The sequence below is a fragment of the Limnobacter sp. genome (assembly GCF_036405155.1).
Taxonomy (GTDB): Bacteria; Pseudomonadota; Gammaproteobacteria; order Burkholderiales; family Burkholderiaceae_B; genus Limnobacter.
The window spans coordinates 64,078-81,317 of sequence record NZ_DASWYD010000003.1; the positions used below are offsets into that span (position 1 = coordinate 64,078).

A 17,240-nucleotide genomic window follows, 5' to 3' on the forward strand; every position below is an offset into this window, starting at 1 on the left:
TCAGCCCTCTGTTGAGTTTTTTAGGGGCTCGGCCTGATCAACCAGCATCACTGGAATACCATCCCGAACCGGAAAGGCCAGACGGTCGGCTTTGCACACCAAAAAACCGTCCGTCGGCCGCTTTTCCAGGGGCCCCTTGCACAGTGGGCAGACCAGTATTTCAATCAGTTGTGAGTCCAAGTTGTTCCTCTAGGCGATCAATCAGCACCGCTGGCAGCGTGACCTCAATGTCAGCGACCCACAAACGTGCATCTGTTATTGGCAATTTTACGGCATCTTTTCCGCTGGTCAGCAAAATATCGCCGTGCATCGTGCTGCAGAAGTTCTCCGGGTAGTCGGCATGGTCAGGCAGACCCATGCAGCCCGACAGGTTGATGCCACTTTGGCGAATTGCCTCAAACAGTTTGTCTGGGTTGCCTAAACCGGTGAACGCTGTCACAGAGAGCCCTTGCCATGCAGACCGGGCCGCCTCAATCGTCACCTGTTGTCCACTTGCCGCTTGCGTGAAACCGGTCAAACGTACGTCTACCGCATGCCAGCGGTCATCAGCCACTTGGTTCAATTGTGCTGCCAACTCCTCCACGGTGCCCTGCGTGCACAACACAGCGTCCACAGTGTTTAGGCGGCCCAGCGGCTCTCGAAGTGGGCCGGCCGGCAGCAATTGTCGATTTCCTGCACCACGGCGGTCAAACACCACCCATTCCACATGGCGTTCCAGTCCTGCATGTTGAAGGCCATCGTCCGACACCACCACATCGAGGGCTGGGTGTTCGCTTAGCAAGGCCTTTAAAGCCTCGGCGCGCCGTGCACCCACAGCGATGGGGCGCCCGGTGGACCGGGCCAAAAACAGGGGTTCGTCGCCCACGGCTGCAGCATCAAAGGGTGCTTGCTGCCCTGGGGTGTAAACCACCACGGTGTCTGTTTTTCGACCATAACCCCGGCTGACAATGCCCACGCGATGGCCCCGGGTTGTCAAGGCTTTGCACACGGCCATCACCACCGGTGTTTTGCCCGCTCCACCCGCAATCAAGTTGCCCACCACCAAGATTAACGGACGACGCTGGAAGGGCCGCTTGGCCGCTGCTGCGCGGCTGTTCTGGCGGGTCGCCCATCGCAAGGCCTTGTAGACCACGCCCAACGCTCTCAAACCCAAACGGGTCAGGCTGGCGGGTGTGTGTTGCCCGTACCACACCGAGTTCAGCCAGCGTTCCAGTCGTGCAGGGTTGTTGTGTGGGTGCTTGTGAGGTTGCATGCCGCTTCAGCGAGTTTTGCTGCTTGCAGACGCGGTGGCGATGGACACCTTGGCCACACCCAGTGATGCCAGCACATCCATCACCGTGACGACGGACTGATGGGTGGCCGCCGCATCCGCTTCGATCACCACTCGACTGTCCGATGGTTTTGGTGTCTGGCGCAGCCGGCTGTCCAAGCGGCTTTTCAACAGTGCTTCGTTGTTGATCAGTTCGCCCTCCACAGCGTAATTCCCATCCGCACCCACTTTCACCACCAAGGGTTTTTCATTGGGTGGGGTTGCCTGCGCTGCTTGTGTTCCCGGCAATTCAACTTTCAATTGGCTTTGCCGCACGTAGGTGGTGGTGCAAACCAAAAAGATCACAATCACCAGCAGCACGTCAATCAACGGGATGAAATTGATCTCTGGTGGCGTGCTGCTACGGGTTCGACGTATCTTCATTCGGCTTGACTGTCAGGAGGCCTTGCGTTGTGCGGGGGCAGGGCGGGTGTTGTCCAGTGCCTGCTCAAAAGGCAGCAGCATGTCTTCCAGGGCATTGAGCAAATTGTTGATCCGGATGCGAAGCAGACGGTAGGCCACCAGCGCCGGGATGGCCACAATCAAACCAAACGCCGTGTTGTACAGTGCGACCGCAATGCCGGCGGCCAGCGCTTCCGGCGTCTGGCTGGTTGCCCCTTGAACAGCAAAAATCTCGATCATGCCCACCACGGTGCCCAATAGACCCATCAGGGGCGATGCACTGGCGATCAGTGACAACACATCCAGGTGTTTGTCCATGTGGTGTTGCACCTGGCCCAGTCGAGTCTGCATGGGCTCTTCGGCGGGTTTGCCCTCTCGCCAGGCCAACAGTCCACTGGCCAGAATGCTGCCCAGAGGGCTGTGTTGCTGAAGCCGCTGAATATTTTGTACATCCCGAAACTGGGGCAGGGTTCGAACCACGTCATTCACCAAGTCTGCCGGAAACAGCTTGTTGGCATTCAAGGCCACCACCCGTTCAATCACAATGGCAACAGCCACCACGGAGGCAAAAATCAACGGCCAAATCGGCCATCCGGCGGCAGACACAATGGACCACACAGTAGACTCCTTCTGAAAGAGAACGCGACTCTAGCGAACTTTTCCAGATTACACAAATTCCGGTTTGGCCGGGTGTCATTGGATTGTGGATAACTTTGGGGAAAATTGGCTTAAATTTTTGACATGTCAAGGATTTCACAAAAAATGAACTTTTTGTGATTCGTCAGATTTTGAATAATTCAATTTAATTCAATAACTTGCATTGAAAATACTTTGTTTCAGGCGTGTTGCAGGGCTTTGCGTTATTTGCTAGCCGTTTGTGGAAAATTCCCGATGGTGTGGTTGTAAGTGCTTGATTGGATCATTAAATGATTGACAACAAACCGCTTTTCTCAGTGAGTCAGTTCGCCCGTCTGCTCAACGACACATTCCGTGAACAATTTCGTTCCGTTCGCTTGCAAGGTGAGCTTTCATCCTTCACGCGCGCGTCCTCTGGTCATTGGTACTTCACGCTCAAAGACGAACAGGCCCAGTTGAAAGCCGTCATGTTTCGACCCCGCAACGTGTTGACAGGTTTTACGCCACAGCTGGGCGACAAGGTCGAGGTGTTGGCGCAACTGGCCTTGTACGAGCAACGGGGCGAAGTCCAACTGGTGGTCGATGTGCTCAAGAAAGCGGGTTTGGGCAACCTCTACGAGCAATTTTTGCAATTGAAAGCCAAGCTGGCCGCAGAGGGTTTGTTTGACAGCCAGCGCAAACAGGCCCTGCCACCGCATGTGTTCAATGTGGGCATTGTGACCTCGTTGCAAGCAGCGGCATTGGCCGATGTGCGACAAGCCTTGGCACGTCGGTCGCCACATGTGCAGTTCACGGTTTACCATACGCCTGTACAGGGTGATGCATCGGTTCCCCAGATTGTGAATGCTTTGCGCAAGGCGGACCAAGCCGGGCACGATACCCTCATCCTGTGTCGCGGCGGTGGCAGTCTCGAGGACCTGTGGTCCTTCAACACCGAGGCCGTGGTGAGGGCTGTGGCCGCTTGCCACACGCCAATTGTGGTGGGCGTAGGCCATGAAACCGATGTGACCTTGGCTGAATTTGCAGCAGACCTTCGTGCTGCAACCCCCAGCGCAGCGGCTGAGCTGGTCAGCCGGCCCACAGCGGACTTATTGAATGATCTTCAAGTCCATTGGGACCGGCTGCAGAGTTTGGTGACACAACGGGTGGAGCAGTGGGCGCAGCGCATTGACCGGGCTGAACTGGGCTTGGTCACGCCTTCCGCGTATGTGGGCGTGTTGGCAGCGCGACTGAATGGTTTGCAAAACCGTTTGCGACCTGTGCTGGATCAAACCCTCAATCGCCACGCCATGGTTATCCGGCAACACGTCGACCTCAGTCAGCGGGCGGTGCAACAACGCATTCGCAGCCTGCAAGACAGTCTGAATCGTCAACAGGATGGCTTGACCCGAGAGTCTGCCCGAAGTCTCCAAAACCTGGAGCGCAAGATTGCCCAGCATGCCAATATTCTGGAAGCGGTGTCGCCCCAACGTACCTTGGAACGTGGCTATGCGTACTTGGAGCGACCCGATCAAGCTCAAGTGGTGAGCTCCATCCAGCATGTGCAGCCTGGCGATTCTCTGGTGGCCACATTGCGGGATGGTCGTGTCGGCCTGGCGGTGCAGACGGTTCAGCCCGTAACCGACACGCTGACCCAACCTTGAAATGAATTCACGTTAGAATCAACTGTTCAATTTTGAAGTGAGAGAGGACCCGAACATGGAACACACCTTGCCCGCACTGCCATATGCCATGGACGCATTGGCCCCCCACATCTCCAAGGAAACCCTGGAGTACCACTACGGCAAGCACCACCAGGCCTATGTGACCAACCTGAACAACCTGGTCAAAGGCACCGAGTTTGAAAATTCCAGCCTGGAAGACATCGTCAAGAAGTCCACAGGTGGCGTGTTCAACAATGCTGCCCAAATCTGGAATCACACGTTTTATTGGAATGGTTTGAGCCCCAACGGTGGTGGCCAGCCCTCTGGTGCTTTGGCTGCGGCCATCAATGCCAAGTGGGGCAGTTTTGAAGCTTTCCAGGAAGCCTTCACCAAATCTTGCGTGGGCAACTTTGGCTCCAGCTGGACATGGTTGGTCAAAAAAGCCGATGGCTCCGTGGACATCGTGAACACCAGCAATGCAGCCACGCCTTTGACCACTGCTGACAAGCCGTTGTTGACGTGCGACCTGTGGGAACACGCCTACTACATCGACTTCCGCAACCTGCGTCCCAAGTACGTGGAAACGTTCTTCAAGCTGGTGAACTGGAAGTTCGCCGAAGCCAACTACGGCGCTTGATCGACCTCATCTTCCAGATGTTAAAAGCCGGCCTCATGGCTGGCTTTTTTATTTCATCATGCGCGGCATTTGTACGGTCAAACCGGGTTTGATGCTTTTTTCACCAAACCACCCTTTGCCCATCTCCAAGGCATACCTTGAAGGGCCCCTTGAGCAGTGAATGTCTTCGGTGCCTGCTTTCATCCGCTCGATGTTCAAAATTGTGCCTGCATCGTTCATGAAGGCCACCTCCAGATCAATCAGCGTGTTTTTCATCCACATGCATTGTGTCTCAGCCTGATCAAACTCAAACAGCATCCCTTGGTTGGTGCCCAGTTGCTTGCGTCCCATCAGGCCGATTTGACGGGTGTCGGGGGTGTTGGCCAGTTCCGCTTGAACGTGGTGGCTTCCCACTTGCAGCTCAATGGTGGGCAAGGGCGGTTGCATGCGGGGTGTTGCCTGTGAATCCCCGGCACATGCCGACAGCAACGTCACGATGCTGATTAAAACCAGTGGACTCAAACGGCGTGATGCATTGTTTTGGTTGGTGCAGGCAAGCATGGTCAGAAAGTTTCTCAAGTTCCGGAAGGCTGTCAGAGATCTGAAAGAAGATGCGGTTATCATAGCGGTATAGCGCAATGAGGAACGCATTTTCGCATTGTGAAATAATTGTGGTTGTTTGAATCTCGAGGGGCTACACTAGAGTAATCCCTCTAACAATTAGAAGCATCGGAGAGACCATGTACCAGCACATCAAAGTTCCCTCAGTTGGCGAAAAAATCACCGTCAACAGCGATTACTCACTGAACGTTCCCGACCAACCCATCATTCCTTACATTGAAGGCGATGGTACAGGTTTTGACATCACTCCAGTGATGATTGACGTGGTGGATGCGGCGGTTGCCAGGGCCTATGGCGGCAAGCGCAAAATCAGCTGGATGGAAATTTATGCGGGTGAAAAGTCGACCAAGATTTACGGTCCCGATGTGTGGCTGCCCGATGAAACGCTGGAAGTGTTGAAAGACTATGTGGTTTCCATCAAGGGCCCATTGACGACCCCCGTGGGTGGCGGCATCCGTTCTATTAACGTGGCACTGCGCCAACAACTGGATTTGTATGTGTGCCTGCGCCCAGTCCGTTACTTCCAGGGCGTGCCAAGCCCCGTGAAAGAGCCCCACAAAACCGACATGGTGATTTTCCGTGAAAACTCGGAAGACATTTATGCCGGTATTGAGTACGAAGCCGAAACCGACAAGGCCAAAAAGCTCATCAAATTCCTGCAGGAAGAAATGGGCGTGACCAAAATCCGTTTCCCCGAAACATCGGGCATCGGCATCAAGCCCATTTCCAAGCAAGGCACTGAGCGTCTGTTCCGCAAGGCCATTCAGTACGCCATCGACAACAAGAAGCCCTCTGTGACCTTGGTGCACAAAGGCAACATCATGAAGTACACCGAAGGTGCCTTTGCCAAGTGGGGTTACGAATTGGCCCAGCGTGAGTTTGGTGCCGAGTTGCTGGATGGCGGTCCCTGGATGAAAATCAAGGCCGCCCACGGCGACATCGTCATCAAGGACGTGATTGCCGATGCGTTCCTGCAGCAAATTCTGCTGCGCCCCGCCGAGTACAGTGTGATTGCCACCATGAACCTGAACGGCGACTACATCTCCGACGCGCTGGCTGCGCAGGTGGGGGGTATCGGTATTGCCCCCGGTGCCAACCTGTCCGACTCGGTTGCCATGTTCGAAGCAACCCACGGCACAGCGCCCAAATACGCTGGCAAGGATTACGTGAACCCAGGTTCCGAAATTCTGTCTGCGGAAATGATGCTGCGTCACATGGGCTGGATTGAAGCAGCTGACCTCATCATCAGCTCGATGGAAAAGTCCATCCTGTCCAAGAAGGTAACCTACGACTTTGCCCGTCTGCTGGATGGCGCAACGCAGGTGAGCTGCTCCGGTTTCGGTCAGGTGATGATCGACAACATGTGACTCGTATTGCATCCATGAAAAAGGCCCGGTGACGGGCCTTTTTTTATTGGTCAACGATGGGCTAGCAGCAGGCGAAAAAAAAGCCAGCTTGGGACTGGCTTCTTTTTCGGTATGGGGCCTTGTTCTGATTGTTATCAGGCTGCGTTGGTCGCCTCAATCACCATAATGTTTTGTGCCTGCTTGCCTTTTGGTCCGTCCACCACTTCGAAAGACACTTTCTGGCCTTCCTTCAGGGAGCGGAACCCAGATGCCTGGATTGCGGAAAAGTGAGCGAACAATTCTTCGCTGCCCTGATCGGGCGTGATGAATCCAAAACCCTTTGCATCATTGAACCATTTTACGGTGCCGGTCGCCATCGCGAGACCTCCTTCTAAAAACAAATACTTCGGTCGGATCGCATGAACTTTCCGACAACTCGCCAGTCCCTACTGGCTTAAGGGCTATTGTTGAAGCAGTTTTGAGGTGGGTCAACCATACAATAGATACATTTTTAAGGGTTTACCCCTTGTCTACGACAGAGTGGTGTGATGTCGCCCAAACGGTTCGCCGCTCCGAGTGATTGACTTCACCGGTTTAACACTGCAATTTGCTCGGGTCGATCTTCAACATCCCGAGAAGCATTTCACTGATTCGACAGGGAAAATTTTCAGTCCACAATAAAGGCGGTGTAATGGGCTCTAATCCATGTTGCACGCCCTTTAGAAGTGATTACAATGAAGTTATGAGTTCGCAAAATAGCCCATCTACGGTACTGGAATCGCAGGCGCAAAAAGCCAAGCTGCCCCCGATGTATCAGGTCGTACTTTTGAACGACGACTACACGCCCATGGAGTTCGTTGTGATTGTTTTGCAGAAGTTTTTTGGCAAGGGCAGAGAGCAGGCCACCCAGATCATGCTGAAGGTGCATCGTGAAGGGAAAGGTGTTTGCGGGGTGTATCCCAAAGACATCGCCTCAACCAAAGTTGAAATGGTCAGTGGTTTTGCGAGGCAGCACCAACACCCGCTGCAGTGCGTGATGGAGGAAACATGATTGCGCAAGAGTTGGAAGTCAGTTTGCACATGGCTTTTGTGGACGCCCGTCAACAAAAGCATGAATTCATCACGGTTGAGCATTTGCTACTCGCCCTGCTGGACAACCCCTCTGCCGCCGAGGTGCTGAGGTCTTGCTCTGCAGACATTGAAGAGTTGCGCAAGAACCTGCAAACCTTCATCAAGGACAATACCCCGGTGGTGTCTGGACAAGACGAGGTCGACACACAACCCACACTGGGTTTCCAGCGGGTGATTCAGCGCGCCATCATGCATGTGCAAAGCACGTCGAATGGCAAAAAGGAAGTCACCGGCGCCAACGTGCTGGTGGCCATTTTTGGCGAGAAGGACTCCCACGCGGTGTACTACCTGCACCAGCAAGGCATTACACGCCTGGATGTGGTGAATTACATTTCTCACGGCATCACCAAGACGCCGCAAGCGCCCGCACCCAAACCCGAGGCGCAGCAAAATGAAAATCAGGAACAGGAAGCTGAAGCCACCCAGTCGTCGGGTGAAAAGCAGTCCCCCTTGGACCAGTACACACAAAACCTGAACGCCTTGGCCCGTGAGGGCAAAATCGACCCACTGATTGGTCGCGAGCAAGAGGTGGAGCGGGTCATTCAAGTGCTGTGCCGCCGCCGCAAAAACAACCCGCTGCTGGTGGGTGAAGCCGGTGTTGGCAAAACCGCCATTGCGGAAGGCCTGGCCTGGCGCATTGTGAAAGGGGATGTGCCTGAAATTCTGGAGACAGCCCAAGTGCACTCGCTGGACATGGGCGCTTTGCTGGCCGGTACCAAATACCGTGGCGATTTTGAGCAGCGTTTGAAGTCTGTACTGAAACAGCTCAAAGCCAATCCGGATTCCATTTTGTTCATCGACGAAATCCACACTTTGATTGGCGCAGGTTCGGCATCTGGCGGCACATTGGATGCTTCCAATTTGTTGAAGCCCGCGCTGTCCTCTGGACAATTGAAGTGCATTGGTGCCACCACCTTCACCGAGTACCGTGGCATTTTTGAAAAAGACCATGCGTTGTCGCGTCGCTTCCAGAAAATTGATGTGTCTGAGCCCACTGTGGAGCAGACCATTGAAATTCTGCGTGGCCTGAAGAGCCGCTTTGAAGAGCACCATGGTGTGAAGTATTCGGCCGGCGCCATCACCGCTGCTGCCGAGTTGTCTGCCAAGTTCATCAATGATCGCCACCTGCCCGACAAGGCCATTGACGTGATTGACGAGGCCGGTGCTGCCCAACGCATTTTGCCCAAGAGCAAGCAGCGCAAAACCATCACCAAGGCGGACATCGAAGACATCGTGTCCAAGATTGCCCGCATACCACCGCAGTCGGTCAACACGGACGACCGCAACAAGTTGTCGACCCTGGACCGTGATTTGAAAGCCACCGTGTTTGGTCAAGACCCGGCGATCGAAGCCCTGTCTGCAGCCATCAAGATGTCACGCGCTGGTTTGGGCAAGGCCGACAAGCCGATTGGTTCTTTCTTGTTCAGCGGTCCAACGGGCGTTGGTAAAACCGAGGTGGCCAAGCAGTTGGCCTACATCCTGGGTGTTGAGTTGCTGCGTTTCGACATGTCCGAGTACATGGAACGCCACGCTGTTTCACGCCTCATTGGTGCGCCCCCCGGCTATGTGGGCTTTGACCAAGGCGGCTTGCTGACTGAGGCCATTACCAAGAAGCCGCACTGCGTGTTGCTCCTGGATGAAATTGAAAAGGCCCATCCGGATGTGTTCAACATTTTGTTGCAGGTGATGGACAACGGCACCTTGACCGACAACAACGGTCGCAAGGCCGACTTCCGAAATGTGATCATCATCATGACCACCAACGCGGGTGCAGAAGCCCTGACCAAGCGTGGCATCGGTTTCATGGAATCGAAGGTGCAGGGCGACGAGATGGAAGACATCAAGCGCATGTTCACCCCTGAATTCCGCAACCGTCTGGACTCCATCATTTCCTTCCGGGCGCTGGACGAAGAAATCATCCTGCGGGTGGTCGACAAGTTCCTGATGGAGCTGGAAGAGCAGTTGCACCAGAAGAAAGTGGATGCCATTTTCACCGACGAACTGCGCAAGCACTTGGCCAAGAAGGGCTTCGACCCCCTGATGGGCGCACGCCCCATGCAACGCCTCATTCAGGACACCATCCGCAAGGCACTTGCGGACGAGTTGCTGTTTGGCAAGTTGGTCAACGGTGGCAAGGTGACCGTGGATTACGACACAGAAGGTGATCAGGTCAGCTTGACATTCACCGAGGGTGCCACCGGTGAAGAGTCGGAAAGCGGTGCCGAAGTGGTGGTTGAGTAAACCCCGGCTGGTTTGACCTTGCGATGTGCTGGCCGCGACACAGCGGCTTTGTGCAACGCGAGGTCAGCCTCTGCCATCAAGCGATCCAGGCTCATGCCCTGAGCCTCCCCAATGGCTGCCATTTTCACCTCCAGGTCGAAACTGGCGGCCCCCAGCTTTTTCAACAAACGCTTACCCAGTTCACGGGCTTGGGTCGCATGGCAACGGTCCAGGTGGATGGCGCATTCGGTTGAGGACAAGCGGGTCGAGATGTCCCATGGTCGACAGTGCCCCAGCACGGTTTGTTTCAGAAGCTCAAACTGCGTCTCTGCGGCTTCTTCGCCGTAGGTTTCAACATAATCAGCCCAGTGCATGACGCGGAATATCAGCAAGGCACAACTGTTCTCCGGTTTTCCTGAGAAGTCATCCAGGTGTTGTCCAACCCGTTTGTTCCATGCGGCAGGCTCTAGCCACCCGCCCATTTGCACTGGTTTCTTGCGGGTTTGAGGGCCAGTGCCTGCCTTGGTTGTTGGTGCGCGCAAAGCCCGCCACGCCATGCTCGAGCAGGCTGCTGCCCCTGCCCAGGCACCGATTGCCAGCAGCCACCAAACCATGTTCGGTATGCGGCTGCTGCCAAATGCAGACAGCTCGGCCCTGTTTTGAAGGGTGCGAAGCGCATCCTGATATTGACTGCCTGCTTTCAGGCTACGCTGAAGTTCATCGGCTTGTGCGCTCACGCCAGACTTGTTTCGGTAGATGTTGATCAGCCCCTCCAGTGATGCGCGCAAGGTGCCGGCTGCAGAATTGTCCTTGAAGTGGGGAAATTGCTCCAGAATGGCCAAACGGCGATCGAGTTGATTGAGAAGCGCCATGGGGGAGGGGTAGCCGGCAACTGCCAATTGCGCATTGGCCAGGGGTGTTCGTGTGTCATGCAGCCAGTGAAGGCCTTGGCTTTGAACGATGAGGTCGGACAGCGCCAAAGCGGTCAGTGCATGTTGATGCTCCTGTTGGCGGGCATTGTTTAACCAAACCATGAGTACAGCAGCGGCCAACCAAGGCAAAATCAACAGGGACCACAGGTGTATTTTTCGCCCGGCGCCGGGCAAACGGTGTGTGTGCATGCCAATGTGTCCAAGGTGGTATGCACGTCAGTGGTGTGCCCAGGGGGAGTGGTTCCCCCAGAACCAAATCGATTCCTTGGCTTAGCGTGTCCCAGTGCTGCCAAAACCGCCTTCACCCCGTTGGCTGGGCGCGAATTCATCCACCAGTTTGAAGGTAGCGTGGGCCACAGGCAAAATCACCATTTGCGCAATGCGTTCCATGGGTTCGATCACGACCGGCACACTGCTGCGGTTCCAGGCGGAGACCATCAACGGACCTTGGTAGTCGGAATCGATGAGGCCCACCAGGTTGCCCAAGACCAAGCCCTTTTTATGACCCAGACCCGAGCGCGGCAAAATGGTGGCGCAGTAGTTGGGGTCGGCCAGGTGCATGGACAGGCCTGTGGGCACCAGCTCTGCTTGACCGGGTTGCAGGGTCAAGGGTTGTTCGAGCGCTGCGCGCAAATCGATGCCGGCACTGCCCGGCGTGCCATAGGCTGGCAGGCAGTCTTTCATCCGGGGGTCGAGCACTTTCAGTTCTACTTGAATATTCATGGGGCTGCGATGGGTTGGGCTTATTGGTGGAGTAATGTCGGCAAGGTGCGCAGCAATTCCAGCGCAGCCGTTAACTTGTCGGCGTGGGGCAATTCAACCGGTGGATGGTGGTGCGTATACACCGTGAGCGTCACTTCGTCAGCGCCCAAGGCATGCTGCGCCAGGTTGCCCACAATGCAGTGCGCCTTTTTCTTCATCAACTTGGCTTGTGCATATTCATCCAGTTGCTGGGTTTCAGCAGCAAAGCCCACCACGGTCAGTTGCGGGTAGCGTGTTGAGGCCCACTCACCCACCGTGGCCAAAATATCGGGGTTGAGTTCGAACTCGATCTGCAAGCCTGGCGCAGCACCGTCCACTTTTTTCTGCTTGTGTGCGCTGGCGTTTTTAACGCCATAGTCCGCCACGGCCGCCACGCCCACAAACAGTTGGGTGTTGGGTATGTGGCTTTCAACTGCGGCCAGCATGTGCTTGGCACTGTCGACATTCACGCGCTGTACACCGTGTGGTGTGGGCAGGGCGGTGGGGCCGCTCACCAGCGTCACCTGTGCGCCCATCAGCCAAGCTGATTGCGCAATGGCATAGCCCATTTTGCCGCTGGAGCGATTGGTGATGCCTCGCACCGGGTCAATCGCCTCGAAGGTGGGGCCAGCGGTAATCAGTACCCGTTGACCCACAAGCGGTTTCGGGCTCACCGCTTGAGCCAGTTCATACACCAATTCTTCAGGTTCCAGCATGCGGCCCGCACCCACTTCACCACAGGCTTGTTCACCATGCGCTGGGCCGAACACATGCACACCATCGGCTTTGAGTTGTGCCAGGTTCCGTTGTGTGGCGGGGTTGTTCCACATTTCCACATTCATGGCTGGTGCAATGGCCAACGGGCAATTGCGGGCCAACACCAGGTTGTCCAGCAAGTTGTCGGCCAGCCCATGTGCATACTTCGCCATGGAGTTGGCGGTGCAGGGGGCAATCAAGAGCAGATCACAGGCCCGGCTCAGGTCAATGTGGGGCATGCCACGGTCGTTGGCACCTTCTGGCCATTGCGACACATAAACCGGTTTGCCGGTGAGTGCCTGAAAGGTGAGGGGCGCGATGAATTGCGTGGCCGATGGCGTCATGACGACTTGAACCGAACACCCTTGCTTGATCAGCAGGCGCGTCAGTTCAGCCGACTTGTAAGCAGCAATGCCACCACACACGCCGAGCACCAGTCGCAGGCCCTTCAGGCCAGGAAGTTGGGGAAGTTCGCTTTTGCTCATGCACCCTTGGCTTTGTCGGCCTTGTTGAACAACAGTTCGTCAATGATCAGGCCCACCGCACCCATACTGATCGCCATGTCGGCCACATTGAAGGCTGGCCAATGGTAATTACCCCAGTAAAAGTCCAGAAAGTCAATGACCGCGCCATGCATGCTGCGGTCCAGCAAGTTACCCAAAGCGCCGCCCAGAATGCTGGCCAGGCAGAGCATGGCCAATTTGCGGTGGCTTGAACTGCGCATCATGAACAGAATCACGATGGAGGCCACCACCGCCACACCCGACAGGAAATGCCGTTGCCAGCCTTCCTGGCTGGCCAGAAAGCTGAATGCAGCGCCTGGGTTGAGCACATGCACCAGGTTGAAGAAAGAAGTGACTTCAACCACCGCACCCAGGTCCAGGCGCGCAACCACCCACAGCTTGGTGAGCTGGTCCAGCAAAATCCAGATGATGCTCAAACCCAGCCAGGGCAGTATGGAGGGGCGCTTGGAGGGTTTGGCCGGTGCGTTGGGCCGAACTGCGACCTTGGCGCCTGATTGTGCCGCTTTGGGTGCAGCCTGCACGTTGGCTTTCGGCGGTGTTGGTTTAGACATGCGCCCGCTCCTCGCCATCGCCGTGCAGGTTGCTTACGCAGCGGCCACACAGGTCAGGCAGGTTTTCATCGGCGCCCGTGTCGGGGCGAACATGCCAGCAACGTTCACATTTTTTGCCCTCGGCGGTGTTGACTTCAATCACTTCCTGTTCTCCAGCTTCAATGTCGACCTGCGACACGATGAAGAGGAATTTCAGGTCTTCGCCCAATGCCGCGCATGCTGCATAGAGTTCGGCGGGCAGCACAAGTTTCACCCGGCCTTGCAGGGACGATCCAATCTGCCCGGCAGTGCGCAGGTTTTCCAGTTCCTTCACCACCCGGGCGCGCAGGGCCAGCAGGCTGGGCCATCGGCTTTGAAGCTGCGCTGCATCGTGTACTTCCGGCACTGCATGGAATTCACCACAGAACACGGAGGGCTGCTTGGCGTCGCCTTGCATGTCTGCAAATGCTTCTTCAGCCGTGAAGCTCAAAATGGGGGCCATCAGTTTCAGCAGGCCGTGGGTGATGTGGTACAGCGCAGTTTGGGCGCTGCGCCGGGCGCGGGAATTGGCGCCGGTGGTGTACAGGCGGTCTTTCAACACGTCCAGATAAAACGCACCCAAATCTTCAGAGCAGAAAATTTGCAGTTTGCTCACGATGGGGTGGAATTCATAGCGTGTGTAGTGTTCTTCACATTCATCCTGCAGTTTGGCCAGCAGTGTGAGTGCGTAGCGGTCCACTTCAGACAGGTCTTCCACAGACACCGCTTGGGTCTCTACAGAAAAGTCTGAAATATTGGCCAGCAAAAAACGCAGGGTGTTGCGAATGCGGCGGTAGCTTTCCACCACGCGTTTCAGGATTTCATCGGAGATGGTGAGTTCGCCGGAATAATCGGTGCTGGCCACCCACAGGCGCAAAATTTCAGCGCCCATTTTGTTGGTCACTTCTTGCGGAGCAATCACATTGCCCACCGACTTGCTCATTTTCCGGCCTTGTCCATCCACCACAAAACCATGCGTCAGCAGTGCTTTGTAGGGGGGCACACCGTTGATCATGCAACTGGTCAACAGGCTGGAGTGGAACCAGCCGCGGTGCTGGTCCGAGCCTTCCAGATACAGGTCTGCCGGGAAGTGGCTTTCATCGGCATGGCTGCCGCGCAGCACGGTTTCGTGGGTGGTGCCCGAGTCGAACCACACATCCAGTGTGTCCGGGTTTTTGACGTAGTCTTTCGCCTCCGCACCAATCAGTTCTTCCACCGTGATGTGTTGCCAGGCTTCAATGCCTTCGCGTTCAATGCGCTGGGCGATCACTTCAATCAATTCGTCGGTGCGGGGGTGCAATTCCCCGGTTTCACGGTGCACCAGGAAGGCCATGGGCACACCCCATTGGCGTTGGCGTGACAAGGTCCAGTCTGGGCGGTTGGCAATCATGGCGTGCAGGCGCGCCTTGCCCCATGCCGGGTAAAACTGGGTGGCTTCAACGCCGGCCAGTGCCTTTTCGCGCAATGTGCCAGTGCCGTCTTTGGGGGCAACATCCATACCCGCAAACCACTGGGAAGTGGCGCGGTAAATGACCGGTGTTTTGTGGCGCCAGCAGTGCATGTAGCTGTGGCCAAATTTGAGTTGCTTGATGAGCGCCCCTGTCTCGATCAGTTTCTCAACAATCAGCGGGTTGGCTTTCCAAATGTGCAGGCCGCCAAAGAAGGGCAGTGAATCGACATACACACCATTGCCCATCACCGGGTTGATGATGTCGGCGTCTTTCAGGCCGTAGGCTTTCGAGGTGATGAAGTCGTCCACACCGTAGGCGGGGGAGCAATGCACAATGCCGGTACCCGCATCGGTGCTCACATAATTGGCCAAATACACGGGGCTGAGGCGATCGTAAAAGGGGTGGTGAAAAGCCAGGCCCTCAAGCTGCGCACCCGTGGTCGAGGCCACTTCAGTGCCTTCCAGACTGTAGCTTTCCAGGCAGGGCTTCACACGCTCTTGCGCCAGCAGCAGGTACTTGCTGCCCACATCCATCAAGCTGTAAACCAACTCAGGGTGAACGTTCAGGGCCTGGTTGGCCGGCAGGGTCCACGGTGTGGTGGTCCAGATAACCAATTGACCCGGCTTGGCCTTCAGTGTGTCGGTGGGCACATTGAAGGCGCTGGCCAATTTGTCCAGCGTGGCCGCATTGAAGGCAAAGCCCACATCCACGGCAATGTCTTGCTTGTCCTTGTACTCCACCTCAGCTTCGGCCAGTGCTGAGCCGCAATCAAAACACCAGTTCACGGGTTTCAGTCCACGGAACACATACCCCGCCTTCAGAATTTTGCCCAAGGCGCGCAGTTCGTCGGCCTCGTTTTTGAAATTCATGGTTTTGTAGGGGTTGGTCCAATCGGCCAACACACCCAGGCGAATGAAATCCTTCTTCTGGCGCTCGATTTGTTCGGTGGCGTAGGCGCGGCTTTTTTCCTGCACCTCCAGCGTAGGCAGGCCCTTGCCGTGGGTTTTTTCAATCTGGATTTCGATGGGCATGCCGTGGCAGTCCCAGCCGGGCACGTAGCGCGCGTCGTAACCGGCCAGGCAGCGGCATTTCACAATGATGTCTTTCAGGATTTTGTTCACCGCGTGGCCAATGTGGATGTCGCCATTGGCATAGGGTGGGCCGTCGTGCAGCACAAACTTGGGCTTGCCCGCCTTGGACTGGCGGATGGCCTTGTACAGGTCTTCGCGGCACCATTGTTCAACCCAGTTGGGTTCCCGTTGGGGCAAGTTGCCGCGCATGGGGAAGGGGGTGTCGGGCAGGTTGAGGGTGTCTTTGTAATCCATGGTTCAGCAGGCTGCAGGGGTGAATTGGGGGGTGTGGCTGGCCAGAAATGCCATGGCCTGTTCAGTGTCTTGATGCATCTGGACCACCAAGGTGTCCAGGTCGTCGAATTTGGCTTCCGGGCGAATGTGCGTGGCCACTTCAATGTGGAGCAGTTTGCCGTAGGCATTGCCTTGCCAGCCGGGTATGAAGGTTTCCAGCAAAATAAGGTCGGATTGTTCGACCGTGGGGCGAACGCCCAAGCTGGCCACGGCTGGCAGTGGCTGCGGCTCAAGCCCATGAACCCACACCGCCAGAATGCCGCTGAGCGCGCTGGCCCGGCCAGGAATGTGCAGGTTCATGGTGGGAAAGCCCAGGGTGCGACCCAGCTTTTTGCCATGAATGATGTGGCCGGAGTACACCAGCGGGTGGCCCAGCATGGCTGTGGCCTCAGCGATTTGGCCGGCTTTGAGTGCTTCGCGCACGCTGGAGCTGGACACCCGTTGGCCGTGCTGTTGCACCTCGGGCAAGTCACGCACCTCAAAGCCACGGCTTTGCCCCAGCGTTTGAAGGGCTGCAAAGTCCCCGGCGCGCTTGGCCCCGAAGCGAAAATCGTCGCCCACCCACACCAGCTTTGCGTTCAATTGGCCGACGAGTACCTCGTCCACAAAGGCCTCAGGGCTCAGGCTGGCCATGGCTTTGTCAAATGGCAGTATGCACACCTGTTCAATACCACAACGCTTCATCTCGGTGATGCGGTTGCGCAGCGTGGCAATGCGGTCCAGCTTGAAACTGTTGCTGAACAGCTCCTTGGGGTGCGGAGCAAAGGTAACCGCTGTGGGCACCAATCCCTGCGCTTTTGCAGCATGCACCACTTCACGGAACAATTGGGCATGACCCAAATGGACGCCGTCAAAATTGCCGATGGTGAGTGCTGCGCCCTGGTGACCATGGCTGGTTCCAGGCCGGCGGATGATTTTCATACCGGAATCGGGGCTGTTGTCGAGTTGCAAAACAACCTGCCATTATACGGCCTGAATT

General features: G+C 56.1%; 17 protein-coding genes. 5 read left to right on the forward strand and 12 right to left on the reverse strand.

The features are described 5' to 3' along the window. From VGE55_RS02770 to VGE55_RS02785, 4 genes are read right to left on the reverse strand one after another with little or no spacing between them, the layout of a single operon-like run. On the reverse strand, positions 1-180 hold the full coding sequence (locus tag VGE55_RS02770; protein ID WP_331130197.1) for a Trm112 family protein: 180 nt from the start codon (positions 178-180) through the stop codon (positions 1-3). Next, the gene (gene lpxK / locus VGE55_RS02775) at positions 161-1,252 is read right to left on the reverse strand and encodes a tetraacyldisaccharide 4'-kinase (protein ID WP_331130198.1); all 1,092 of its coding nucleotides are present in this window, start codon (positions 1,250-1,252) and stop codon (positions 161-163) included. The genes VGE55_RS02770 and lpxK overlap by 20 nt, the downstream gene beginning before the upstream one ends. 6 nt (positions 1,253-1,258) lie before the next feature. Then, a complete protein-coding gene (locus VGE55_RS02780) occupies positions 1,259-1,693 on the reverse strand; it encodes a biopolymer transporter ExbD (RefSeq protein WP_331130199.1) in 435 nt (144 codons plus the stop codon). A gap of 12 nt (positions 1,694-1,705) precedes the next feature. After that, on the reverse strand, positions 1,706-2,329 hold the full coding sequence (locus VGE55_RS02785) for a MotA/TolQ/ExbB proton channel family protein (protein ID WP_331130200.1): 624 nt from the start codon (positions 2,327-2,329) through the stop codon (positions 1,706-1,708). A gap of 308 nt (positions 2,330-2,637) precedes the next feature. On the opposite strand from VGE55_RS02785, the gene xseA reads away from it, so the two are divergent. Together xseA and sodB are read left to right on the forward strand one after the other, a co-directional pair. Further along, positions 2,638-3,990, forward strand: a complete 1,353-nt coding sequence (gene xseA / locus VGE55_RS02790; protein WP_331130201.1) for an exodeoxyribonuclease VII large subunit — start codon at positions 2,638-2,640, stop codon at positions 3,988-3,990. Positions 3,991-4,045: 55 nt separating this feature from the next. Continuing rightward, entirely contained in the window at positions 4,046-4,627 is a 582-nt protein-coding gene (gene sodB, locus VGE55_RS02795) for a superoxide dismutase [Fe] (RefSeq protein ID WP_331130202.1), read from the forward strand. A gap of 48 nt (positions 4,628-4,675) precedes the next feature. Here sodB and VGE55_RS02800 read toward each other — a convergent pair whose 3' ends face one another. Then, positions 4,676-5,167, reverse strand: a complete 492-nt coding sequence (locus tag VGE55_RS02800) for a DUF192 domain-containing protein (RefSeq protein ID WP_331130203.1) — start codon at positions 5,165-5,167, stop codon at positions 4,676-4,678. A gap of 179 nt (positions 5,168-5,346) precedes the next feature. Between VGE55_RS02800 and icd the strand changes: the two genes are divergently transcribed. Then, the gene (icd, locus tag VGE55_RS02805) at positions 5,347-6,594 is read left to right on the forward strand and encodes an NADP-dependent isocitrate dehydrogenase (RefSeq protein WP_331130204.1); all 1,248 of its coding nucleotides are present in this window, start codon (positions 5,347-5,349) and stop codon (positions 6,592-6,594) included. Positions 6,595-6,728: 134 nt separating this feature from the next. Here the strand turns inward: icd and VGE55_RS02810 are convergent, their stop codons facing one another. Next, positions 6,729-6,950: a cold-shock protein gene (locus VGE55_RS02810; RefSeq protein ID WP_331130205.1), complete on the reverse strand. Its 222-nt coding sequence runs from the start codon at positions 6,948-6,950 to the stop codon at positions 6,729-6,731. A 365-nt stretch (positions 6,951-7,315) separates the two neighbouring features. Between VGE55_RS02810 and clpS the strand changes: the two genes are divergently transcribed. Together clpS and clpA are read left to right on the forward strand one after the other, a co-directional pair. Then, complete coding sequence (gene clpS / locus VGE55_RS02815) at positions 7,316-7,624, forward strand: ATP-dependent Clp protease adapter ClpS (RefSeq protein WP_256764307.1); 309 nt, start codon at positions 7,316-7,318, stop codon at positions 7,622-7,624. Continuing rightward, positions 7,621-9,945 carry an ATP-dependent Clp protease ATP-binding subunit ClpA gene (clpA, locus tag VGE55_RS02820; protein ID WP_331130206.1) on the forward strand — a complete coding sequence of 775 codons (2,325 nt, stop codon included), beginning with the start codon at positions 7,621-7,623 and terminating at the stop codon, positions 9,943-9,945. Before clpS ends, clpA begins: the two co-directional genes overlap by 4 nt. Here the strand turns inward: clpA and VGE55_RS02825 are convergent. From VGE55_RS02825 to VGE55_RS02850, 6 genes are all read right to left on the reverse strand, one after another. Next, positions 9,870-11,045: a diguanylate cyclase domain-containing protein gene (locus VGE55_RS02825; RefSeq protein WP_331130207.1), complete on the reverse strand. Its 1,176-nt coding sequence runs from the start codon at positions 11,043-11,045 to the stop codon at positions 9,870-9,872. The two genes, clpA and VGE55_RS02825, sit on opposite strands and share 76 nt — an antisense overlap. An 81-nt stretch (positions 11,046-11,126) precedes the next feature. After that, complete coding sequence (dut, locus tag VGE55_RS02830) at positions 11,127-11,579, reverse strand: dUTP diphosphatase (RefSeq protein ID WP_414674946.1); 453 nt, start codon at positions 11,577-11,579, stop codon at positions 11,127-11,129. Positions 11,580-11,599: 20 nt separating this feature from the next. Further along, complete coding sequence (gene coaBC / locus VGE55_RS02835; protein ID WP_331130208.1) at positions 11,600-12,838, reverse strand: bifunctional phosphopantothenoylcysteine decarboxylase/phosphopantothenate--cysteine ligase CoaBC; 1,239 nt, start codon at positions 12,836-12,838, stop codon at positions 11,600-11,602. Continuing rightward, positions 12,835-13,428 (reverse strand): signal peptidase II, encoded by a 594-nt coding sequence (lspA, locus tag VGE55_RS02840; RefSeq protein ID WP_331130209.1) that lies wholly within the window; start codon positions 13,426-13,428, stop codon positions 12,835-12,837. Before lspA ends, coaBC begins: the two co-directional genes overlap by 4 nt. Next, complete coding sequence (gene ileS / locus VGE55_RS02845; protein WP_331130210.1) at positions 13,421-16,222, reverse strand: isoleucine--tRNA ligase; 2,802 nt, start codon at positions 16,220-16,222, stop codon at positions 13,421-13,423. The genes lspA and ileS overlap by 8 nt, the downstream gene beginning before the upstream one ends. 3 nt (positions 16,223-16,225) lie before the next feature. Further along, entirely contained in the window at positions 16,226-17,182 is a 957-nt protein-coding gene (locus VGE55_RS02850; protein WP_331130211.1) for a bifunctional riboflavin kinase/FAD synthetase, read from the reverse strand. Between the last annotated feature and the right edge of the window lie 58 nt (positions 17,183-17,240).

What these genes read in the sequence shown, in the direction of transcription:
- VGE55_RS02825 (WP_331130207.1), bottom strand. Translation starts at nt 11,045, where the DNA reads ATGCACACACACCGTTTGCCCGGCGCCGGGCGAAAAATACACCTGTGG.
- xseA (WP_331130201.1), top strand. Translation starts at nt 2,638, where the DNA reads ATGATTGACAACAAACCGCTTTTCTCAGTGAGTCAGTTCGCCCGTCTG.
- dut (WP_414674946.1), bottom strand. Translation starts at nt 11,579, where the DNA reads ATGAATATTCAAGTAGAACTGAAAGTGCTCGACCCCCGGATGAAAGAC.
- icd (WP_331130204.1), top strand. Translation starts at nt 5,347, where the DNA reads ATGTACCAGCACATCAAAGTTCCCTCAGTTGGCGAAAAAATCACCGTC.
- VGE55_RS02850 (WP_331130211.1), bottom strand. Translation starts at nt 17,182, where the DNA reads ATGAAAATCATCCGCCGGCCTGGAACCAGCCATGGTCACCAGGGCGCA.
- lspA (WP_331130209.1), bottom strand. Translation starts at nt 13,428, where the DNA reads ATGTCTAAACCAACACCGCCGAAAGCCAACGTGCAGGCTGCACCCAAA.
- coaBC (WP_331130208.1), bottom strand. Translation starts at nt 12,838, where the DNA reads ATGAGCAAAAGCGAACTTCCCCAACTTCCTGGCCTGAAGGGCCTGCGA.
- VGE55_RS02780 (WP_331130199.1), bottom strand. Translation starts at nt 1,693, where the DNA reads ATGAAGATACGTCGAACCCGTAGCAGCACGCCACCAGAGATCAATTTC.
- lpxK (WP_331130198.1), bottom strand. Translation starts at nt 1,252, where the DNA reads ATGCAACCTCACAAGCACCCACACAACAACCCTGCACGACTGGAACGC.
- ileS (WP_331130210.1), bottom strand. Translation starts at nt 16,222, where the DNA reads ATGGATTACAAAGACACCCTCAACCTGCCCGACACCCCCTTCCCCATG.
- clpA (WP_331130206.1), top strand. Translation starts at nt 7,621, where the DNA reads ATGATTGCGCAAGAGTTGGAAGTCAGTTTGCACATGGCTTTTGTGGAC.
- clpS (WP_256764307.1), top strand. Translation starts at nt 7,316, where the DNA reads ATGAGTTCGCAAAATAGCCCATCTACGGTACTGGAATCGCAGGCGCAA.
- VGE55_RS02810 (WP_331130205.1), bottom strand. Translation starts at nt 6,950, where the DNA reads ATGGCGACCGGCACCGTAAAATGGTTCAATGATGCAAAGGGTTTTGGA.
- VGE55_RS02800 (WP_331130203.1), bottom strand. Translation starts at nt 5,167, where the DNA reads ATGCTTGCCTGCACCAACCAAAACAATGCATCACGCCGTTTGAGTCCA.
- sodB (WP_331130202.1), top strand. Translation starts at nt 4,046, where the DNA reads ATGGAACACACCTTGCCCGCACTGCCATATGCCATGGACGCATTGGCC.